Origin of the sequence: Streptomyces sp. Ag109_G2-15 (genome assembly GCF_900215565.1) — a bacterium.
In the GTDB taxonomy this organism is placed as follows: Bacteria; Actinomycetota; Actinomycetes; order Streptomycetales; family Streptomycetaceae; genus Streptomyces; species Streptomyces diastatochromogenes.
In genome coordinates, this window is the sequence record NZ_OCNI01000002.1 from 424,318 (window position 1) to 442,677 (window position 18,360).

Here is an 18,360-nt window from a genome sequence, read left to right on the forward strand (position 1 = left end):
GTGGCTAGCGGACGGCCACCTCAGGTGGACGTTCCCGGAGTGCGCCGTAGCCGATGAAGTACGCGGGCAGGCGCCGTATCCATCGTGACCCGGCGACCAGGCGTGCGAGGCGCTGGGCCCGCTCCGCGCTGCCGAGAGGCGGACGGCCCTGCAGGACGGGAGCGATGAAGAGGGCGTGGGCTGTTCGCTGGAGCGCCTGGGTGACGACCGTGGTCGGAAGGCGCCGCCGCTGCACACCGCGTACGTCGCGCAGGCCCACGGTCCCGCTGCGCAGTGGCCCGGTCAGATAGCGGGCGGCGGCCACGGCGTCCTGGACCGCGAGGTTGATGCCGATGCCGAAGACCGGGGACATCGCGTGCGCGGCGTCGCCGATGCACAGCAGCCCCGGACGGTGCCAGCGGCGCAGGCGGTCCAGGCGTACGTCCAGGAGCTTGACCTCGCCCCACGAGCGCAACGCGTGCGAGCGGTCGGCGATCCACGGGACGGCCGCGGTGAACTGGGCCAGGAACCGGTCCAGGCCCGCGGCACGGCGTTGCGCGTCGGTGCCCTTCGGAATGAGTCCGGCGCACTGCCAGTAGTCGCCGCGGTCGATCATCGCGGTCAGGAAGCGGTCCCCGGCGCCGCCGACGAGTCCCCGCGGGTCGCCCTGATGCCGCGGCAGGCGGAACCACCAGGCGTCCATCGGGCAGGTGAAGCTGCGCAGTCCCAGTTCCGGCCGGGAGCGCGCCAGTGATCCGCGGCCGTCGCAGGCGACGGTGAGGAGGGCGCGCAGCTCGCCGGTGCGGCCGTCGGCGGTGCGGTAGCGCACCCCGGTCACCCGTCCCGACTCGATCAGGAAGGAGGTCGCTTCGGTGTTCATCCGAAGCTGGAAGGACGGCTCTCGCCGGGCTTCGTCGGCGAGCAGGTCCAAGAGGTCCCACTGGGGCACCATCGCCACGTAGTTGTAGGGCCCGCGCAGCACCGTGAGGTCCGCGACGGTGACCGTCGAGCGGCCGGCTCCGACCGGCAGCTGGACGGTGTTCACCCGGCGCTGCGGCAGCTCGGCGAAGCGTTCGGCCAGCCCCAGGTCGTCCAGGAGGGCCAGCGTGGAGGGGTGGACGGTGTCGCCGCGGAAGTCGCGCAGGAAGTCGCCGTGCTTCTCCAGGACCGTCACCGCGACACCGGCCCGGGCCAGCAGCAGCGCGAGCACCATGCCCGCCGGACCGCCTCCCACCACACAGCACGTGGTCTGTTCCATTGCAGTCCCTGCCCTTCACGAGAGGAGAGCAGTAATTCATCGGTTGATGAATACTATACCCCCGCCACGTCGACCGATCCAGGAAGCCTGGCGCGCAACGCACTTGCTTCGAGCACACTCGAACGATCTAGCGTGGCCGGCATGAGCCACGCCATCGAACAGATCCGCAAGGTCGAGCTGGGCACCGGCGGCCCCCTGGTCGGCGTCCAGGGCTTCGGCGCCATGGGCATCACCAACGCCTACGGAGAGACGGACGTCGCGGCGGCCCGCGACACCCTGGAGGCCACCCTCGAGGCCGGCGTCACCCTCATCGACACCGCCGACGTCTACGGCACCGGCGCCAACGAGGAGTTCCTCGCGCCGTTCGTCGCCGCGCACCGCGACGAGATCACGCTCGCCACCAAGTTCGGCATCGAGCGCCGTGCCGACGACCCGCTCCACCGCGGTATCCGCAACGAGCCCGCCTACCTGAAGAACGCGGTCGAGGCGAGCCTGCGCCGCCTGAACGTCGAGGTCATCGACCTCTACTACATGCACCGGCGCGACCCCGCCGTCCCGCTCGCCGAGTCCGTCGGCGCCATGGCGGAACTGGTGCGGGAGGGCAAGGTCAAGCACCTCGGCCTGAGCGAGGTCACCGGTGCCGAGCTGCGCGAGGCACACGCCGTGCACCCGATCACCGCCCTGCAGTCGGAGTGGTCGGTCTTCAGCCGGGACGTCGAGCGCAGCGCGGTGGGCGCGGCCACCGAGCTGGGGGTCGCGTTCGTGCCGTACTCGCCGCTGGGCCGGGGCTTTCTGGCCGGAGCCTTCGCCGACGCGAGCACGGAGCTCTCCAGCAACGACTTCCGGCAGTTCCAGCCGCGCTTCAGCGGCGACAACGCCAAGGCGAACGCCGCTCTCCTGGAGCCCCTGCGCAAGATCGCGGCCGACCATGGCGCCACCACGGCGCAGATCGCCCTCGCCTGGGTGCACCAGCGGGCCCAGGTGCACGGTCTGACCGTGATACCGATCCCGGGGACCCGCAAGCGCAGCCGCCTCCTCGAGAACACCGCGGCCACCCGGATCGTGCTGACGACCGACGAGCTGGCCCTGCTGGAGCCGATCGCCGGCCGGGTGGCGGGCGACCGCTACCCGGACATGTCGTTCACGTCCGTGGGGCGGGAGGCCTGACCAGGGCCTGACTCGAAGTCGTCTCGGGCGGTGGGGCGTTGCCGTGGCCACGGTGGACACCGCACCGCCCCCACGACCCCGGCCCCCAGAACATGCCGCCAGGTGGAGCAATCACCGGTGTGCCGGGACGCGGCGCAGGAGGCTGGACCTCTTGCAGGGGTCGTGTGATCAGGAGTCCGGTGTGCGAAGGCCGCGTAAGCCGAACCGTCAGGCATGTCGTCCACCGGCACGGCACGCTTCCCGGGCCGCTCCGGCGGCTGCGACGGCGTGCGCGTGCAGGGGCGACGGGTGAGTCACCGACGCGCCCACCGGGTGCCGCAGGCCGGCATGGCCGTACGGACCCAGCTGCCCGCGCCCGTGGCGTGGATGCGCTGGCTTCCGGTGCTGTTCGTCGTGGGCCTTCTGGTGCTCGAACCCCTCACACCCGTGGACTGGCCGGTCAGCTTCGTGCTGATCGCCCTCCCGCTGGTGGCCGCCTTCGCCCACGGGCCCCTCGTGGTCGCCGGCGCCACGGTCTTCGCCGTCGTCTTCGAAGGGGTCCTGGCCGGCACCCCTTGCTGTGCGGGCCGGTCCGTCGGCTACCTGTGGGACCGCCACTACGTGGCCTCGTACTTCTGCACCGCCCTGGTGGGCGCCCTCGGCACGATCCTGGCCGCCCACCGGACCCGCCGTGAGCGCACGCTCGCCGACGTACGCTTCGTGGCCGAGATCGCGCAGCGCGTCCTGCTCAGACCGGTCCCGCACCGGATCGGCAACCTCCTCCTGGAGAGCCTCTACCTCTCCGCCGCCGCGGAGGCGCGCATCGGCGGCGACCTCTACGAGGCCGTCCCCACCGCGCACGGGATCCGGCTGCTCATCGGCGACGTCCGCGGCAAGGGTCTGCTCGCGGTCGAGACCGCCGCCACCCTGCTCGGCGCGTTCCGGGAGGCGGCGCACGACGAACCCGATCTGGCCGCCCTGGCGGACCGCGTGGAGACGAGCATGGACCGCAGGGCGATGCTGCTCGGCGGAAGCGAGCTGGGCGAACGGTTCGTCACGGCCGTCTTCGCCGAGATCCCCGCCGCCGGTCATCTCGTCCGCATCGTCAACTGCGGCCACCCGCCCCCGCTCCTCATCCGCAGTGACGAGGTGCGCGAACTGGACCGAGGGCAGTCGGCTCCCCCGCTGAACCTCGGCATGCTGGTCGACGACCCGTATCACGTCGACGTCTACGACTTCCGGCCCGGCGACCAGCTCCTGCTCTACACGGACGGCATCACGGAAACCCGCGATCCCGACGGCGCCTTCTACCCGCTGGTCGAGCGCCTGCGATCCTGGGGCCCGCTCCCGCCCCGGGAGCTGCTGGAACAGCTCCACCGCGACCTGATGGCCTACAGCCACAACCGCCTCCAGGACGACACCGCAGCGCTCACCGCCTGCCTGCTCGCCGACCAGCGGTCCGTGCCGCCTGCGCCGTCGGCCCCGTGAGACACCGTGGTAGCGTCCCGGCGGAGGCTCGGACGTGCCTGCCCCGGACGAGATGTGCGCCGTACCCGGCCCGCCAAGACGACGCACGCACGGAGGCATCGTGCACAGCGGCACGCATCTCATCGACTTCACCGGCGCCCCTCCCGCGGCGCGCCCGCTGGACGTGCGGTGGATCCACGGTTCGCCCTCGGCCAAGCACAACACGGACCCGGACATCCAGGTCCACGCGTACGACGAGCACACGTTCATCCTGCGGCAGAACATGGCGGTCCACTACGAGGCGCCGTTCCTGTTCCTGCTGTGCGGCAACGAACGGGCGGTGCTGATCGACACCGGTGCCACCGGGTCCGCCGAGTTCTTCCCCCTGCGCCGGGTGGTCGACGGGCTCCTCGCGGACTGGCTCGCCCGGCATCCCCGGGACGGCTACGAGCTGTTGGTGCTGCACACCCACGGGCACGGTGACCACATCGCGGGCGACGGCCAGTTCGCCGACCGCCCCGGCACCACGGTGGTGGGCGCCGACCACACCACCGCCTGGCGGTACTTCGGGTTCGACGCGGACCCGGACGCCGTCGCCCACGTCGACCTGGGCGGCCGGGTCCTGGAGTGCCTGGCCACCCCCGGCCATCACGAGGCGGCCGTCACGTACTACGACGCTGCCACCGGCCTCCTGCTCACCGGCGACAGCGTCTATCCCGGGCGGCTCTACATCGAGGACGTTCCCGCCTTCACCCGCAGCATCGACCGGCTGATCGAGTTCACCGACCGCCGGCCGGTCACCCATGTGCTCGGCTGCCACATCGAGATGACCAAGGAACCGGGCGTGGACTACCCGGTCCGCACCACCTACCAGCCCGACGAGCCCCCGCTCCAGCTGACCCCGGCCCACCTCCGCAGGATCCGTGACGCGCTCACCGAACTCGGCGCCGACCTCACCTGGCGCGCGTACTCCGACTTCGTCCTGTGCCCAGGTACCTGAGCCCGGTGTGGCAGGCAGTGCCCCTGGTCAGGACGGGAGGGCACCGAGCTGGCGCAGCTGCGCGAGGACGTCGACGACGCCCCTGATCTCGGCGATCCGCCCCTCGGCGAAGCGGACGATGAAGATCTCGCTGTAGGTGACGGTCTTTCCGGTGGGCGGCAGGCCCTGGTACTCGCCCAGGTGGGTCCCGGTCACCGTGTTCCGGGAGGCGACCTTGTCGCCCTCCGCGACCGTCTCCTCGACGGCGACGTGGATGTCCGGGAACGCGCGCAGGAGCACCTCCCACACCCGCTTCAGGGCCTCCGCTCCCGTCGCGCCCATCGGTACCGGCGCGTGGAAGAGCACGTCCGGTGCGACGCACTCGTCGATCGCCTTCGAGATGATTCCCGGGTCTCCGCTGTTCACGGCGGAGTGGAGGCGGTTGAGCGTCTCCGTGTTGCTGGTCGCCCCGGCTGCCGGCATGCGGTCTCTCCTCTGCTCCGTGCTGGACGGTGTCTCACCCGTAGGACGACACAGCCGCCGGGAATGTGACACGGCGCGCGGACACTCGTCAGTCGGCCTTCAGTCTCTGGATGCGCCGAAGGACTCACCTGTCGGGGAGTCCTCGCCGGACCAACGGCCGAGCCCCGTGCCCTGCTCCGGCCGAACGGCACCGGCCAGGCGGATTCTGCGCAGGGTCATCGGGGCGGTGAGCCGTCGATGTGGGTGACGAAGGCGGTGGCGCCCTTGATTGCTGGTGCTCTGTGGAATTTGAGTCTTGCTTTCCAACCCACCAGGAACCGTCTCTCAGACTCAGGCCGCGTCGCGTTCCCCCCGGTCGTGGTGGATCGGCGTCCTCACGCCGGTCAGAGGCACGCCCGTCCCGCCTCGCCTCGCGGCGACGATCTCCGCCGCGATCGACAGCGCCGTCTCCTCCGGCGTACGCGCGCCGAGGTCGAGGCCGATCGGGGAGCGCAGCCGGGCCAGCTGCCGCTCGCTCACGCCCTCCTCCCGCAGGCGCCGATCACGATCCTCGTGCGTGCGGCGCGAGCCCATCGCACCGACGAAGGCCACCGGCATCTCAAGGGCCGCCTTCAGCAGGGGTACGTCGAACTTCGCGTCGTGGGTGAGCACGCACAGGACCGTACGGGCATCGGTCGCGGTGCGCCGCAGATAGCGGTGCGGCCAGTCGACGACCACCTCGTCGGCGTCGGGGAAACGGGCCCGCGTGGCGAAGACGGGGCGGGCGTCGCAGACGGTCACGTGGTAGCCGAGGAACTTGCCGGCCCGCGCCAACGCCGAGGCGAAGTCCACCGCACCGAAGACGATCATCCGCGGGGGCGGCACGTGCGACTCGACCAGCAGCGTGAGGCCGCCGGGGCAGTGCGAACCGTCCGCGGCGATGTCCACCGTGCCGGTACGCCCGGCCTCCAGCAGGGCCCGGGCCTCGGCCGCCGCCGTCCGGTCCAGCTCCGGGTGGCCGCCGAGACCGCCCTCGTGCGTGCCGTCGGGTCGTACCAGCAGGGCCCGGCCGAGGAGTTCGGCCGGACCGCGGGCGACCCGGGCGAGGGCAGCCGGTTCGCCCCGGACGGCGGCCGACAGAGCCGACGTCATGACCGTCCGGGCGGGCGCCTGCACGCCCACCGGCGTGATCAGCACCTCGATCGTCCCGCCGCAGGTCAGTCCTACGGCGAAGGCGTCCGCGTCGCTGTAGCCGAACCGTTCCGTGACGCTCTCGCCGGTCTGGAGCGCTTCCTGGCACAGGTCGTAGACCGCGCCCTCCACGCACCCGCCGGAGACCGAGCCGATGACGGTGCCCTCGCTGTCGACGGCGAGGGCGGCGCCGGGACCGCGCGGCGCGCTGCCGCCCACCGCCAGCACGGTGGCGACGGCGAAGTCCCGGCCCTCCTCGGTCCAGCGAATCAACTCCGCGGCGATATCAAGCACTTTGCGCCCCGGCCAGGATGACGCGGTCCGGTCGGATGGGCAGGCTGCGGTGGCGTACGCCGGTCGCGTGCCAGACCGCGTTGGCGATGGCGGCCGCGGCGCCCACGATGCCGATCTCGCCGATGCCCTTGATCCCGACCGGATCCCTCGGGTCCGGGTCCTCGATCCAGTCGGCCTCGATGTCCGGTACGTCGGCGTGCGTGGCCACGTGGTAGCCCGCGAGGTCGGCGCCGACGTGGCCGCCCGTGGCGCGGTCCCGGATCGCCTCCTCGTGCAGGGCCATGGAGATGCCCCAGATCATGCCGCCCTCGAACTGGCCCCGTGCGGTGAGCGGGTTGACGATCCGGCCCGCCGCGAAGATGCCGAGCATGCGCCGCACGCGCACCTCGCCGGTGGTGACGTCCACGGCCACCTCGGCGAACTGCGCCCCGAAGGAGTGCCGTTCGGCGGGGGCGAGGGCGCCGATGGCCGCGGTGGTGTCCGACCGTACCGTGATGCCCTCCGCGGGGATGCCGGTGCCCAGGGCCAGCCTGTCGCGCAGTTCGTCGGCCGCGGCCGTGACCGCCCAGGCCCAGGAGCGGGTGCCCATGGAGCCGCCGGCGATCATCGCCGGTCCGAAGTCACTGTCGCCGATGCGTACGCGGACCCGCTCCGGGGGCACGCGCAGCGCGTCCGCGGCCACCAGGGTGAGCGCGGTACGGGCCCCGGTGCCGATGTCGGCCGCGGCGATCCGGACGGTGAAGGTGCCGTCCGGGTGCGCGGTCACGGTCGCCGTGGACGGCATGGCACCCGCGTGGAAGGAGGCCGCCGCCGTGCCGGTGCCGAGCAGCCAGCGTCCGTCCCGGCGCAGGCCCGGGCGCGGGTCGCGGTCCGCCCAGCCGAACCTGCGGGCGCCCTCGCGGAAGCAGGCGGGCAGATCGCGGCCCGCGAACGGCAGGCCGGAGACCGGTCCCTTGTCGGGTTCGTTGCGCAGGCGCAGCTCGATCGGGTCGATCCCGCACTTCTCGGCGAGTTCGTCGAGCGCCGCCTCCAGCGCGAACGAGCCCGGCGCCTCGCCCGGGGCGCGCATCCACGTCGGGGTCGGCACGTCGAGCCGTACGACGCGGTTGGCGGTGTGGTGGGCGTCGGCGTCGTACATCACCCGTGCCACCCCGGCGCTCGGTTCGACGAACTCGTGCACGGTGGAGGTGAGGCTGACCGAACGGTGCTCCAGCGCGCGCAGCCGCCCCTCGGCGTCGGCGCCGAGCCTGACACGTTGGACGGTGGGGCTGCGGTAGCCGGCGAGCGAGAACATCTGACGGCGGGTCAGGACGACGCGTACCGGGCGCTGCAGCACGGTCGCGGCCATCACGGCGGCCACCTGGTGGGCGCGGACGCCCTTGCTGCCGAAGCCGCCGCCGACGTGTTCGGAGCGTACGCGCACCGAGGCCGGGTCGAGCGAGAAGAGGCTCGCGAGTTCGCCGACGACCCAGGTCGCGCCCTGGTTGGAGTCGACCACCTCGAGCCGGCCGCCGTCCCAGCGGGCGGTCGCCGCGTGCGGTTCCATGGGGTTGTGGTGCTCTTCGGGGGTGGTGTACTCGGCGTCGAGGACGACGGCCGACGCGGCGAGTTCGGCGTCGAGGTCCCCCTTCTCCGCCACCGCCGGCATATGGCCGTCCAGCGGGTAGGCGTCCGGGTGCTCGCCCCTGAAGTCGACGTCGTGGGGCTCCTGTTCGTAGTGCACCACGAGCGCCTCGGCGGCCTCCCTGGCCTGCTCGGACGTCTCGGCGACGACCAGGGCCACCGGCCAGCCCAGGTGCGGCACCCGGTCGTGCTGGAAGACGGCGCAGGTCGGGTCGGGCTTCGATCCCATCAGGCCGGTGTAATCGGTCTCGACGCGCGGGGCGTTGCGGTGGTCCAGGACGGCGAGGACGCCCGGGAGTTCGAGGACGGGAGCGGTGTCGAGCTCGCGGATGCGGCCGCGGGCGACCGTGGACAGCACCAGCCAGCCGTGCGCGAGGTCGGCGAAGGGGACCTCTCCCGCGTAGCGGGCCGCTCCGGTGACCTTGTCGCGGCCTTCGACACGGGTGTGCGCGGTGCCGACGGCGTTCTTGTGCGCCGTGGTGACGGTGGTCATCGGGCGGCCTCCTCGGCGAGTTCGGTCAGCACGGCCACCACGAGGTTGCGCATCAGGGTCACCTTGTAGCCGTTGTGCGGCAGCGGCCGCGCCGCCGTCAGCTCCGCCTCCGCGGCGGCGGCGAAGGTCTCGGCTTCGGCCGGCGCGCCGGTCAGGACCCGTTCGGCCGCGACGGCCCGCCACGGGCGGGAGGCCACCGCGCCGAGAGCCAGGCGGACGTCCCGGACGACGCCGTCGCGAACGTCGAGGGCGGCGGCCACCGAGCCGATGGCGAACGCGTACGAGGCGCGCTCGCGCACCTTGCGGTAACGGGAGTGGGCGGCCGCCGGCGTGGGCGGCAGGGTGACACCGGTGATCAGCGCGCCCGGCGGCAGGGCGGTCTCGCGGTGCGGGGTGTCGGCGACGGGCAGGTAGAACTCGCGGAGCGGCGACTCGCCTGGCCCGTCCGCGGTTTCGTACGAGACGACGGCGTCGAAGGCGGTGAGTGCGACGGCCATGTCCGAGGGGTGTACGGCCACGCAGTGGTCGGATGCGCCGAGGATGGCGGAGTTGTGGTGTTCGCCCTCGACGGCGGGGCAGCCGCTGCCGGGGACACGCTTGTTGCAGGGCTTGGTGACATCCGTGAAGTAGCCGCAGCGGGTGCGCTGGAGCAGGTTGCCGCCGACCGTGGCCATGTTGCGCAGCTGCCCGGACGCGCCGGCCAGCACCGCCTGGGCGAGGGCCGGGTAGCGGCGCCGGACTTCGGGGTGGGCGGCCAGGTCGCCGTTGGTGACGGTGGCGCCGATGCGCAGACCGCCCTCCAGCGTCGACTCGATCTCGTCGAGCGGGAGTTCGCGGATGTCGATGAGGCGGGCGGGGCGTTCGACGCCGGTCTTCATGAGGTCGACCAGGTTGGTGCCGCCGCCGAGGAAGCGTGTGTCCGGATCGGCGCCGAGCAGCGCGACGGCGCCGGCGACGTCGGACGCCCGCTGATAACCGAACTCCCTCATGCCACGGCCTCCTCGGCCGCCGCTTCGGGGCTGATGCGCGCCGCAGCGGCTGTGCTCGTGTCCGTTCCGGCCTCGGCCGCCCGGGCCACGGCCTCGACGATCGAGACGTACGCGCCGCAACGGCACAGATTGCCGCTCATCCGCTCGCGGATCTCGTCGGCGGTCAGGGGTGGTGGTCCCGCTTCGGGCCGTATGTCGTCGGTGACGGCGCTCGGCCAGCCCGCCGCGTGTTCCTGGATCACGCCGATCGCCGAACAGATCTGTCCCGGGGTGCAGTAGCCGCACTGGAAGCCGTCCAGGTCGAGGAAGGCCTGCTGCACGGGGTGCAACTGCTCACCGTCCGCCACGCCCTCGACGGTGGTGATCTCGCGGCCCTCGGCCGCCACGGCCAGTTGCAGGCAGGCGACGGTCCGGCGCCCGTCCAGCAGGACGGTGCAGGCACCGCACTGACCCTGGTCACAGCCCTTCTTGGTGCCGGTCAGATCGAGGCGCTCGCGCAGTGCGTCGAGCAGGGTGGTCCGGTGGTCGACGGGCAGTGTGTACTTCTCGCCGTTGATCTTCAGGGTGATGACACTGGACGTCGATAAAGCCATGAGCAACTTCTTTCGCTTTCCAGAACAGTTGGGAGAGAACCGAAGGTGCGGGATGCTCGGGCCGAATGGGGCGACTGCCTACTGCAGTGGGGCCGCGTCCACAGCTATCGTGGACGTAACCGGACAGCTATCCGCTACCCGAGGAACCTATACGGACAGCTGTCCGGTTAGCAAGGGCGGGGTTCGGCCAGAACCCTTGAGGAGGACGAGTGCCACACAAGAAGGACCCACCGATGCGGTCCGACGCGCAGCGCAACCGTGAGCGCATCCTGGAAGTGGCACTCGTCGAGCTGACGCGCAGTGCGGACGCGCCGCTCAGCGCGATCGCCAAGAAGGCCGGCGTCGGGCAGGGCACGTTCTACCGCAACTTCCCCAACCGCGAGGCACTCGTTCTGGAGATCTACCGCCACGAGATGCGGCAGGTCGCCGACAGCGCGGCACAGCTGCTCGAGACCCGGGCGCCCGAACAGGCCCTGCGTGCCTGGATGGACCGGCTCGCCGAGTTCGCCATGACCAAGGCCGGCCTGGCCGACGCGATACGCCAGGCGACCAGCGCACCGGGAGGCCCGGCCAGACCGGCCCACACACCGGTGACCACCGCGGCGGAACTCCTGCTCCGCGCCAACGAGGAGGCCGGCACCATCCGACCCGGAGTCAGCGCGGACGACTTCGTCCTCGCCATCGCGGGTCTGTGGCAGCTCGACCCGCACGACGACTGGCAGCCACGCGCCACCCGGCTCCTCGACCTCGTGATGGACGGCCTGCGGGCGGGGGCGCCCGGTCGGTGAGACAGGCACTGCCCTCGGCGGTCCGGCCGAGGCGGTGTCAGGTGAGGTCCTCGGCCGACATCGCTCCCCGCTCCCGCAGCCAGGCGACCAGGGCGGGGTGGCCGGATCTGCCGGCGGCATCGAGCGCGGTCAGCTCGTCGTAGCCGATCCAGTTGACGTCACCGCCGTGCTCCCACAGGTAGGCGGCGATCCGCTGCTGCCCACCGTGGCAGGCGCACCACAGCGCGCCGGTGATCTCCTCGCGGCTCGGAGGCTCGGCACGGGGCGGGAAACAGGCGGCGACGCGGTCGGCTTCACCGAGGGCGGCGGCCTGCCACAGGCTGGTGCGGGCACCCCGTTCCAGCAGGCGCCGGGCGGCGGTCCACTGACCGAAGGCGACCGCGTCGGCGATCGGGGTGCCGTCGCCGATGACCCCGCCGTCGGCTTCGATGTCCGCGCCGAGGTCGAGCAGGGTGTCCAGGACGGGGACGTCGTCGCTGCTGGCCGCCCAGTGCAGGGGGGTCTCGCGGTGCGGGCCGGTGAAGCGTGCGTTCACGTCCGCTCCCGCCGCGACCAGGGCGGTGACGGTGTGCGGGCCGCGCGGGTAGTGGCCGGGCCGGTCCGTGGCGACGTGCAGGAGGGTGCGGGCGGTCCGCGTGTCGCCCAGCCGGGCTGTGGCCAGGCCCGGGTGGGCGGTGAGCAGGTCCCGCAGTGCGGGCACGTCGCCGGCGTGGACCGCCTCGACGGCGGCAAGAGCCAGTGGTGCGGTCGCGTTGAGCAGCATCGGGCCACCTCCCAGTTCACCACCTGGGTAGCACGAGCCACTGACAACCGGGGCGTCGACCGGGGGCGCGTCCGAACGGGTGACAGCGGAACGCTTCTGCTCCGATGGTCCGCATGCGAGGCGCTCGCGGGGAGCAGGGCTGCAGATGACCTTGGTCGTCCTCACGAAACGAGAACTCTGTGCGTCTCCGGAACACCGTCGCCGCCGCTTGCGGTGCCATCGCCCTCACCGCCGTCCTGGCCACGCCCGCCCAGGCCGCCACCGGTGACTTCACCTACAAGTTCATCGGCCTCAACGGCCAACCCCAGGCGGCCACCCTGTACGACCCGGCGAGCGATGAGTGCATCACCCTCCCCGAAGTCGCGGACCCGGACGCCTCCGAGCCCGCCTTCGCCCCGCACAACGACACCGACGCGTTCGCCCTCGTCTTCACCGGGACCGACTGCTCGGGCGACTCCTGGTCCCTCCGTCCCCACGGCCGCCCCGCCACGGACCGCCTGAAGCTCCGCTCGGTCGTCTTCCTCGGTTCCTGACCCTCTCGACCAGGGCCCCGGCATGCGGGGCCCTCCCCCATGCCTGCCGCATTGCGGCCCGCCGCCAGGTGCGGATCATTGATCTCATGGCGGTGAGCAGGAGGAGCTCGACATGGCCGTGGCGAACGCCGAGGTGGACGTACTGATCGTCGGCGGCGGGCCGGTCGGGCTCACCGCCCGGGCGCTGCTGGAACGCTGGGGCGTCCGGGTACTGCTGGTCGAGAAACACGCCGAGCTGTCACCGTTTCCCCGGTCCCGGCTGGTCAACGTGCGCTCGATGGAGATCTATCGCCAGCTGGGCCTCGCCGACAGGATCGCCGCCAACGCGTTCGCACCGGAGTACGCGCGCGTCCGCTTCCGCGACACCCTGCACGACCGGGACTTCGCCACGGCGGCGATGGTCGGGGTCAACGCGCCGGTTCCCGAGAGCCCCGTGATCGGCGTCGTCTCCTCACAGGATCGGCTGGAACCCACCCTGCTCGCCGCGGCGGACGCGGAAGTGCGGTTCGGGGTCGAACTCGTCGACCTGGCCGAAGAAGCCGGGAGCGTCGTGGCCCTGCTCGCCGACCACCGACGCGGTGAAGAGACGCGTGTCCGTGCCCGTTACGTACTCGCCGCCGACGGCGCGAGTTCCACTGTCCGACCACTGCTCGGGATCGGCACCGAGGGCCCCGGAGCGCTGGGCGGCTTCACCACCGTCGTGTTCGACGCCGACCTCGACCGCTGGTGCGCCGACCAGCCCGCCGGGGTCTACTTCACCCCGCACGGCTCCTTCGCCCCGCTCTACCCCGAGGGAGGCTGGGCCTGGTTCGGAGCCACGCCCGAGGACGTCGCGGACGCCGACTGGCCCGACGTCGTCTCGCGCGCCCTCGGCCCCCGCGCGGACGTACAGGCCGAGGTGTTGCGGGTCCAGCACTGGGTGATGAACGCGTTCGTCGCCGAGCGCTTCCGGCACGGCCGGGTTCTGCTGGCCGGCGACGCCGCGCACGCGCTCCCCATCATCGGCGGTCTGGGCATGAACACCGGCCTCGCCGATGTGCACAACCTGTGCTGGAAGCTGGCGGGTGTGCTGCACGGATGGGCCGAACCGGGCCTGCTGGAGTCCTACGAGACGGAACGCCACCCCGTCGCCCTCCGGACGCTCCGCCAGGCGGTGGCCAACACCGAGCTCATGGTCCAGGTACTGACCCGGCGCCGCGACCAGCTCCAATCCGGCGAACCTGCCTCGTCCGAACTCGAACTTCCCTGGTCGGAGCGGTACTTCGCCCAGCTGGGCCTCGTGCTCGGCGTCAGCTACGACTCCGCAGCCGTCCTCACCGGCGACGGCACCCCGCCCCAACCGCCCGACGGAGCCACGGACTACGTCCCCACCGCGGAGCCAGGCCATCGCATGCCCCACTTCTGGCTCACTCCCGACCGCTCCACACTCGATGCCTTCGGCGAGTGGTTCACCCTGCTCACCCCGGACCCCACCCGCTGGGCCCAACACACCTACACACACCGGCCACTGCGCGTCGAGCCCCTGCCGAAGGAGCACGCCGACCTCTGCGGCATCCACCCGCGCGGAGCGCTCCTCATCCGGCCCGACGGCCACATCGGCGCCCGCTGGGACGACCACCCGTCGAGTGACGGCACCCTCCACCACGCGCTCACCGCGCTCACCCGGGGCTGAGCGAGGGCGCACCCGATGACGACTGGTGGGAATGAATCCGTATCCGGGCAAGTCCTGACCTGCCCCCGCTAAAGACTCAGCGTGATCGCGGCAACACCCCCGCCCAGACCGAGGGCGAGCGCCGCCTCCCCCCAACCGCCCGTGCCCCAGCGGAAGAAGCGGTCGACGGCGAGGCGGCCCGGGCCGATGGCCGCGATGGCCAGGGCGACCACGGTGATGCAGACGCTGTACTCCACGCCGCCGTCCGTGTCCCACAGACCATGGGCGCCGGTGACGGTCGCCATGGCATTGATCATCACGCCGATCAGGGCGGCGGCCGCCAGTGGAGTGAGCAGTCCGAGAGCCAGGCCGAGGCCACCGAGGGATTCGGACAGGCCGCCGATCACGGCGAACAGCTTTCCCGGGCGGTAGCCGATGCTCTCGAACGCCCGACCGGTCGCCGTCAGGCCGGTTCCGCCGAAGATCCCGAACAGTTTCTGAGCGCCGTGCGCGGCCATCAGCAGTCCGAAGGTCAGCCGGATGAGCAGAAGACCGCAGTCGGCGGCGGAGGCCAGAGGTGCGGCGGTGGCGTGCGTTCCCGATCCAGTAGGACTCGAAACAGGACTCGAAAGACGTTGCAATATGCGTTTCGTATTCATGTCAAAGCTCCGGTAACAACGCCGGGACGGGCGTTTCCCCCAGCTCGGACAGAGGCCGAGGCACCGGTCGGTGGCGAGCCCCGCGCCGCGTCGCGGAGCGTGGACCACCCATGCCGATCCTTCCGCTGCGAGCACGATCATGCATCTGGGCGGCAGCCCGCGAGAACCGTATGCGGTCGGGCGGTAGCCTGCTCGTGAGGGTTGCCATGGCCGATGAGGTAGACATCCGGCTCCTCGGTGGCTTCGCCGTGGCGGTCGGGGACCGCCCGGTCGCCGCCGGGGCGTGGCGGCTGCGCAAGGCCCGGAGCCTGCTCAAACTGCTGTGCCTGTCGCCGGGCCATCAGATGCACCGGGAACGGCTCTACGACCTCCTGTGGCCGGACCTCGACCGGACAGCCGCGTCGAACAACCTGCACCAGGTGCTGCACGCCGTGCGGCGCGCGCTGGCCGCCACGGGGGCGCCGGGGGACGTTCTCGTCCTCCGCGACGACCTGGTGGTGCTCGGACCCGACGGCGGTGTGCGGATCGACCTCGACGCGTTCGAGGAGACGGCCCGGCGGGCCTCGGACGGTGGCGGTGCCGCGGACTACCGTGCCGCGCTCGCCCTGGCCGATGCCGGGCTGCTGCCCGAGGACCGGTACGAGCCCTGGGCGAGCGAGGCGGCCGAGGCGCTGGAGGCACGGCGTACGGCACTGCGGCTGGGGCTGGGCGAGACGCTCGAGCGCGATCACCACACGGCCGAGGCCATCGACGTACTACGAGCCCTGATCGCGCAGAGTCCGCTGCACGAGCCCGGCCACCGTGCGCTGATGCGGGTCCTGGCCGACGCCGGGCAACGGCGGGAGGCGCTGGCCGACTACGAGGACCTGCGGGACGTACTCCGCCGTGACACCGGCGCCGACCCCGACCCGCTGACGCGCCGCCTCTACCGTGAGCTGCTGTCCGACTCGGTCGAGGCGCGGGAGCAGCGGCCGCCGACGCCACGGCACCGTCTGCCGGCGCCCGCGACGGCCCTCATCGGGCGGGAACGCGAGATGGCCGAGGTGGAGAAGCTGCTCGGGCGGGGCAGGCTGCTGACCCTCACCGGGGCCGGTGGCTGCGGAAAGACCCGGCTCGCGCTCGCCGTGGCGGCTCGTCGGGGCGACGGCTACCGGGACGGGGCGTGGTTCGTCGACCTCGCCGGCCTGGCGGAACCGCACCTCGTGCCCGAGGCGGTCGCCGCGGCCCTGGAACTGCAGCTCCCGCCGTCCGGCAGCGGCCGGGAGGCGCTGATCGCGCAGCTCGGCGGCCGGGAGATGCTGCTGGTGCTGGACAACTGCGAGCACCTGATCGACGCGTGTGCCGCCCTGGCCTCGGAGGTCCTGGCCCGCTGCCCTGGCGTCTTCGTCCTCACGACCAGCCGGGAGCCGCTGCGCAGCTACGGGGAACGTACCTTCCGGGTGCCCTCCCTGGGTCTGCCGGATCCGCGCCGGCTGCCGTCCGTGGCGGAGCTGGGCCGCTTCGCCTCGGTACGGCTGTTCGTGGAGCGGGCCGGGGACGCGGACCCCGGGTTCCGGCTGACCCCGGGGAACGCGGAGGCCGTCGCGCAGATCTGTTTCCGGCTCGACGGCATGCCCCTGGCCCTGGAGCTGGCGGCGGCTCGGGTGCCCGTACTGGCCCCACGTCAGATCGCCGAACGGCTCGACGACGCCCTGGCCCTCCTGGGCCGGGGCAGCCGGCGCGGTGCGACCCGCCAGGAGACGCTGCTGGCCACCCTGGAGTGGAGCCATCGGCTGCTCGACGAGGAGGAACGGCGTCTGTTCCGCCGGCTGGCGGTCTTCGCGGGCGGGTTCTCTCTTGCTGCCGCCGAGGAGGTGTGCGCGGACGGTGCGCACGGCACCTCGGTGCTGGATCTCCTCGGCCGACTGGCCGACAAGTCCCTGGTGTGGGCGGAGCCCCGGCAGGACGAGGTCCGCTACCGGCTGCTGGAGACGATCCGGCAGTACGCCGCCGAGCGGCTGCGGGCCGCCGGGGAACTGGCGGCCACCGAGGCCGGCCATCGCCGCTTCTACCTGGCGCTCGCCGAGGTGCGGGACCACGAGCCGCCGACCGGCATCTCGGGGGCGACCTCGCTGGAGCTGGAGGCCGACTACGGCAACCTCCGGGCCGCCCTGCGCTCCTTCCTGCGCCACGAACCGGACAGTGCGCTCCGGCTGGCCGTGGCCCTGCGCTCGTTCTGGCCCGACCGGGGACGCCTCGCCGAGGGCCGGCGATGGCTGGACGACGCCCTGGCCGCCGCACCGGAGCCCACCCCGCAGCGGGCGAGGGCGCTGATGGGGCGGGCCGTGCTGGCGATCCGCCTCGGTGACGGCTCCCCCTTGGAGGACATCGGCGAGCAGATCGTAGGGATCCACCGGCGGCGGGCGGACCCGGCGGCGCTGGCGTACGCCCACTGCCAGCAGGCGATCCTGCTGTGGATGCGGGGTACGTGGGACCGCGCCCGCACCGCCCTCGACCTGGCCCGCACCCTCGGCGACGCCGCCGACGATCCCTCGGTCCTCGCCGTCGCCGCGCACCTGGAGGGCGTCTGGGCCGTCTGCCGTGGCGAGGGCGCGGTGGCGCGCGAGGCCTGCGTGGAGTGTCTCCGGCTGCTGGACGACGTCCAGGGCGGGAGCGGGCCGTTCTTCCCGGTCATGACACCGGGTTACGTGGTCGAGGACGACGAGGCGGGGCAGGTGTCGCTGTGCTACGAGGAGACGGTGCTCGCCGGCCGCACGGTCGGCCCCTCCCGGGCACGCGGCTACGCCCTGGCGACGCTCGCGTGGGCGAGCCGCCTCGACGGCGACACCGGCGCCGCCGGCGCGGCGGCCGACCGCAGTGTCGACTGCTTCCGCGCGCTCGACGACCCGCACGGTGAATCCCTGGCCCTCAACACCCTCGGCAACATCCACCGGAGCCGGGGCGACCACGACGCGGCACGGAAACACCTCGAGGCGGCGCTGGCGATCAGGCGCCGGCTGGGCGACCGCCGGGAGGAGGGCATCACCCTCGGGTGCCTCGGCCTGCTCCACCTGGCCGCCGGGGACACCGACAGCGCGCAGGCGACCCTGTCCGATGTCCTCGCGGGTTTCGAGGAGACCGACGACATCCCGGGCACCACCAACAGCGTGCTCCACCTAGGGCTCGTGGCCAGGGCCGCGGGTGATACGGCGCGAGCCCTCACCCTGCTGACCCGCGCCCAGGGCCTGGACCACGTCGCCGGGTCGACCTGCACCGTCGGCTGGGTCGCCCTCATGCTGGCCCGGCTGCTGTGGCAGGCGGGCGATCGCGAGGCTTCCCAGGCGGCGGCCGCCCGGGCCGGTGCTCTCTTCGCCGACCTCGGCGACACGCGCGGCCCGGCCGTCCTGCGGCGCACGCTGCCCTGGGCGACCGCCGGCCAAAGCGGCTGCTGAGTGGATGCTAAGAGGCACTGCCTACGGTCCCGAGTGTCAGCACAACCACTCGCACCGAGGA

At 72.5% G+C, this 18,360-nt stretch carries 15 protein-coding genes and 1 riboswitch; of the genes, 7 read left to right on the forward strand and 8 right to left on the reverse strand.

Features of this window, described 5'->3' with window-relative positions; all coding sequences use genetic code 11:
- Positions 1-4 precede the first annotated feature (4 nt).
- On the reverse strand, positions 5-1,237 hold the full coding sequence (locus CRP49_RS38425; protein WP_097258027.1) for an FAD-dependent oxidoreductase: 1,233 nt from the start codon (positions 1,235-1,237) through the stop codon (positions 5-7).
- Between the two features lie 141 nt (positions 1,238-1,378).
- Between CRP49_RS38425 and CRP49_RS38430 the strand changes: the two genes are divergently transcribed.
- The 3 genes from CRP49_RS38430 to CRP49_RS38440 all read left to right on the forward strand — a co-directional run bounded on the left by CRP49_RS38430 (position 1,379) and on the right by CRP49_RS38440 (position 4,850).
- A complete protein-coding gene (locus tag CRP49_RS38430; RefSeq protein WP_097259254.1) occupies positions 1,379-2,404 on the forward strand; it encodes an aldo/keto reductase in 1,026 nt (341 codons plus the stop codon).
- A 213-nt stretch (positions 2,405-2,617) separates the two neighbouring features.
- Positions 2,618-3,871, forward strand: coding sequence for a PP2C family protein-serine/threonine phosphatase (locus tag CRP49_RS38435; protein ID WP_257033773.1), 1,254 nt, complete (start codon positions 2,618-2,620; stop codon positions 3,869-3,871).
- Positions 3,872-3,891: 20 nt separating this feature from the next.
- Positions 3,892-3,959: riboswitch (guanidine-III (ykkC-III) riboswitch) on the forward strand.
- A 12-nt stretch (positions 3,960-3,971) separates the two neighbouring features.
- Entirely contained in the window at positions 3,972-4,850 is an 879-nt protein-coding gene (locus CRP49_RS38440; protein ID WP_257033774.1) for an MBL fold metallo-hydrolase, read from the forward strand.
- 27 nt (positions 4,851-4,877) lie between these two features.
- On the opposite strand, the gene CRP49_RS38445 is transcribed toward CRP49_RS38440, so the two are convergent.
- From CRP49_RS38445 to CRP49_RS38465, 5 genes are all read right to left on the reverse strand, one after another.
- Positions 4,878-5,312 carry an ester cyclase gene (locus tag CRP49_RS38445; protein WP_097258028.1) on the reverse strand — a complete coding sequence of 145 codons (435 nt, stop codon included), beginning with the start codon at positions 5,310-5,312 and terminating at the stop codon, positions 4,878-4,880.
- A 330-nt stretch (positions 5,313-5,642) separates the two neighbouring features.
- Positions 5,643-6,776 (reverse strand): XdhC family protein, encoded by a 1,134-nt coding sequence (locus CRP49_RS38450; protein ID WP_097258029.1) that lies wholly within the window; start codon positions 6,774-6,776, stop codon positions 5,643-5,645.
- A complete protein-coding gene (locus tag CRP49_RS38455) occupies positions 6,769-8,892 on the reverse strand; it encodes a xanthine dehydrogenase family protein molybdopterin-binding subunit (protein ID WP_097258030.1) in 2,124 nt (707 codons plus the stop codon). Before CRP49_RS38455 ends, CRP49_RS38450 begins: the two co-directional genes overlap by 8 nt.
- Positions 8,889-9,881, reverse strand: coding sequence for a xanthine dehydrogenase family protein subunit M (locus CRP49_RS38460; protein ID WP_097258031.1), 993 nt, complete (start codon positions 9,879-9,881; stop codon positions 8,889-8,891). Before CRP49_RS38460 ends, CRP49_RS38455 begins: the two co-directional genes overlap by 4 nt.
- Positions 9,878-10,474 (reverse strand): (2Fe-2S)-binding protein, encoded by a 597-nt coding sequence (locus CRP49_RS38465; RefSeq protein WP_097258032.1) that lies wholly within the window; start codon positions 10,472-10,474, stop codon positions 9,878-9,880. Before CRP49_RS38465 ends, CRP49_RS38460 begins: the two co-directional genes overlap by 4 nt.
- 233 nt (positions 10,475-10,707) lie before the next feature.
- Between CRP49_RS38465 and CRP49_RS38470 the strand changes: the two genes are divergently transcribed.
- Positions 10,708-11,262: a TetR/AcrR family transcriptional regulator gene (locus CRP49_RS38470; RefSeq protein WP_220378258.1), complete on the forward strand. Its 555-nt coding sequence runs from the start codon at positions 10,708-10,710 to the stop codon at positions 11,260-11,262.
- Positions 11,263-11,299: 37 nt separating this feature from the next.
- Here the strand turns inward: CRP49_RS38470 and CRP49_RS38475 are convergent, their stop codons facing one another.
- Entirely contained in the window at positions 11,300-12,025 is a 726-nt protein-coding gene (locus CRP49_RS38475; protein ID WP_097258034.1) for an ankyrin repeat domain-containing protein, read from the reverse strand.
- 179 nt (positions 12,026-12,204) lie between these two features.
- On the opposite strand from CRP49_RS38475, the gene CRP49_RS38480 reads away from it, so the two are divergent.
- Positions 12,205-12,558, forward strand: a complete 354-nt coding sequence (locus tag CRP49_RS38480; protein ID WP_097258035.1) for a hypothetical protein — start codon at positions 12,205-12,207, stop codon at positions 12,556-12,558.
- Between the two features lie 112 nt (positions 12,559-12,670).
- A complete protein-coding gene (locus CRP49_RS38485; protein ID WP_097258036.1) occupies positions 12,671-14,230 on the forward strand; it encodes an FAD-dependent monooxygenase in 1,560 nt (519 codons plus the stop codon).
- A gap of 68 nt (positions 14,231-14,298) precedes the next feature.
- On the opposite strand, the gene CRP49_RS38490 is transcribed toward CRP49_RS38485, so the two are convergent.
- The gene (locus CRP49_RS38490; protein WP_179851981.1) at positions 14,299-14,868 is read right to left on the reverse strand and encodes a DoxX family protein; all 570 of its coding nucleotides are present in this window, start codon (positions 14,866-14,868) and stop codon (positions 14,299-14,301) included.
- A 206-nt stretch (positions 14,869-15,074) separates the two neighbouring features.
- On the opposite strand from CRP49_RS38490, the gene CRP49_RS38495 reads away from it, so the two are divergent.
- Entirely contained in the window at positions 15,075-18,299 is a 3,225-nt protein-coding gene (locus CRP49_RS38495; RefSeq protein WP_179851982.1) for a BTAD domain-containing putative transcriptional regulator, read from the forward strand.
- The last annotated feature ends 61 nt before the right edge of the window (positions 18,300-18,360 follow it).

Coding starts and splice junctions, on each gene's coding strand:
- CRP49_RS38445 (WP_097258028.1), bottom strand. CDS start 5,312: ATGCCGGCAGCCGGGGCGACCAGCAACACGGAGACGCTCAACCGCCTC.
- CRP49_RS38460 (WP_097258031.1), bottom strand. CDS start 9,881: ATGAGGGAGTTCGGTTATCAGCGGGCGTCCGACGTCGCCGGCGCCGTC.
- CRP49_RS38465 (WP_097258032.1), bottom strand. CDS start 10,474: ATGGCTTTATCGACGTCCAGTGTCATCACCCTGAAGATCAACGGCGAG.
- CRP49_RS38485 (WP_097258036.1), top strand. CDS start 12,671: ATGGCCGTGGCGAACGCCGAGGTGGACGTACTGATCGTCGGCGGCGGG.
- CRP49_RS38470 (WP_220378258.1), top strand. CDS start 10,708: ATGCGGTCCGACGCGCAGCGCAACCGTGAGCGCATCCTGGAAGTGGCA.
- CRP49_RS38435 (WP_257033773.1), top strand. CDS start 2,618: ATGTCGTCCACCGGCACGGCACGCTTCCCGGGCCGCTCCGGCGGCTGC.
- CRP49_RS38490 (WP_179851981.1), bottom strand. CDS start 14,868: ATGAATACGAAACGCATATTGCAACGTCTTTCGAGTCCTGTTTCGAGT.
- CRP49_RS38455 (WP_097258030.1), bottom strand. CDS start 8,892: ATGACCACCGTCACCACGGCGCACAAGAACGCCGTCGGCACCGCGCAC.
- CRP49_RS38495 (WP_179851982.1), top strand. CDS start 15,075: ATGGCCGATGAGGTAGACATCCGGCTCCTCGGTGGCTTCGCCGTGGCG.
- CRP49_RS38475 (WP_097258034.1), bottom strand. CDS start 12,025: ATGCTGCTCAACGCGACCGCACCACTGGCTCTTGCCGCCGTCGAGGCG.
- CRP49_RS38425 (WP_097258027.1), bottom strand. CDS start 1,237: ATGGAACAGACCACGTGCTGTGTGGTGGGAGGCGGTCCGGCGGGCATG.
- CRP49_RS38430 (WP_097259254.1), top strand. CDS start 1,379: ATGAGCCACGCCATCGAACAGATCCGCAAGGTCGAGCTGGGCACCGGC.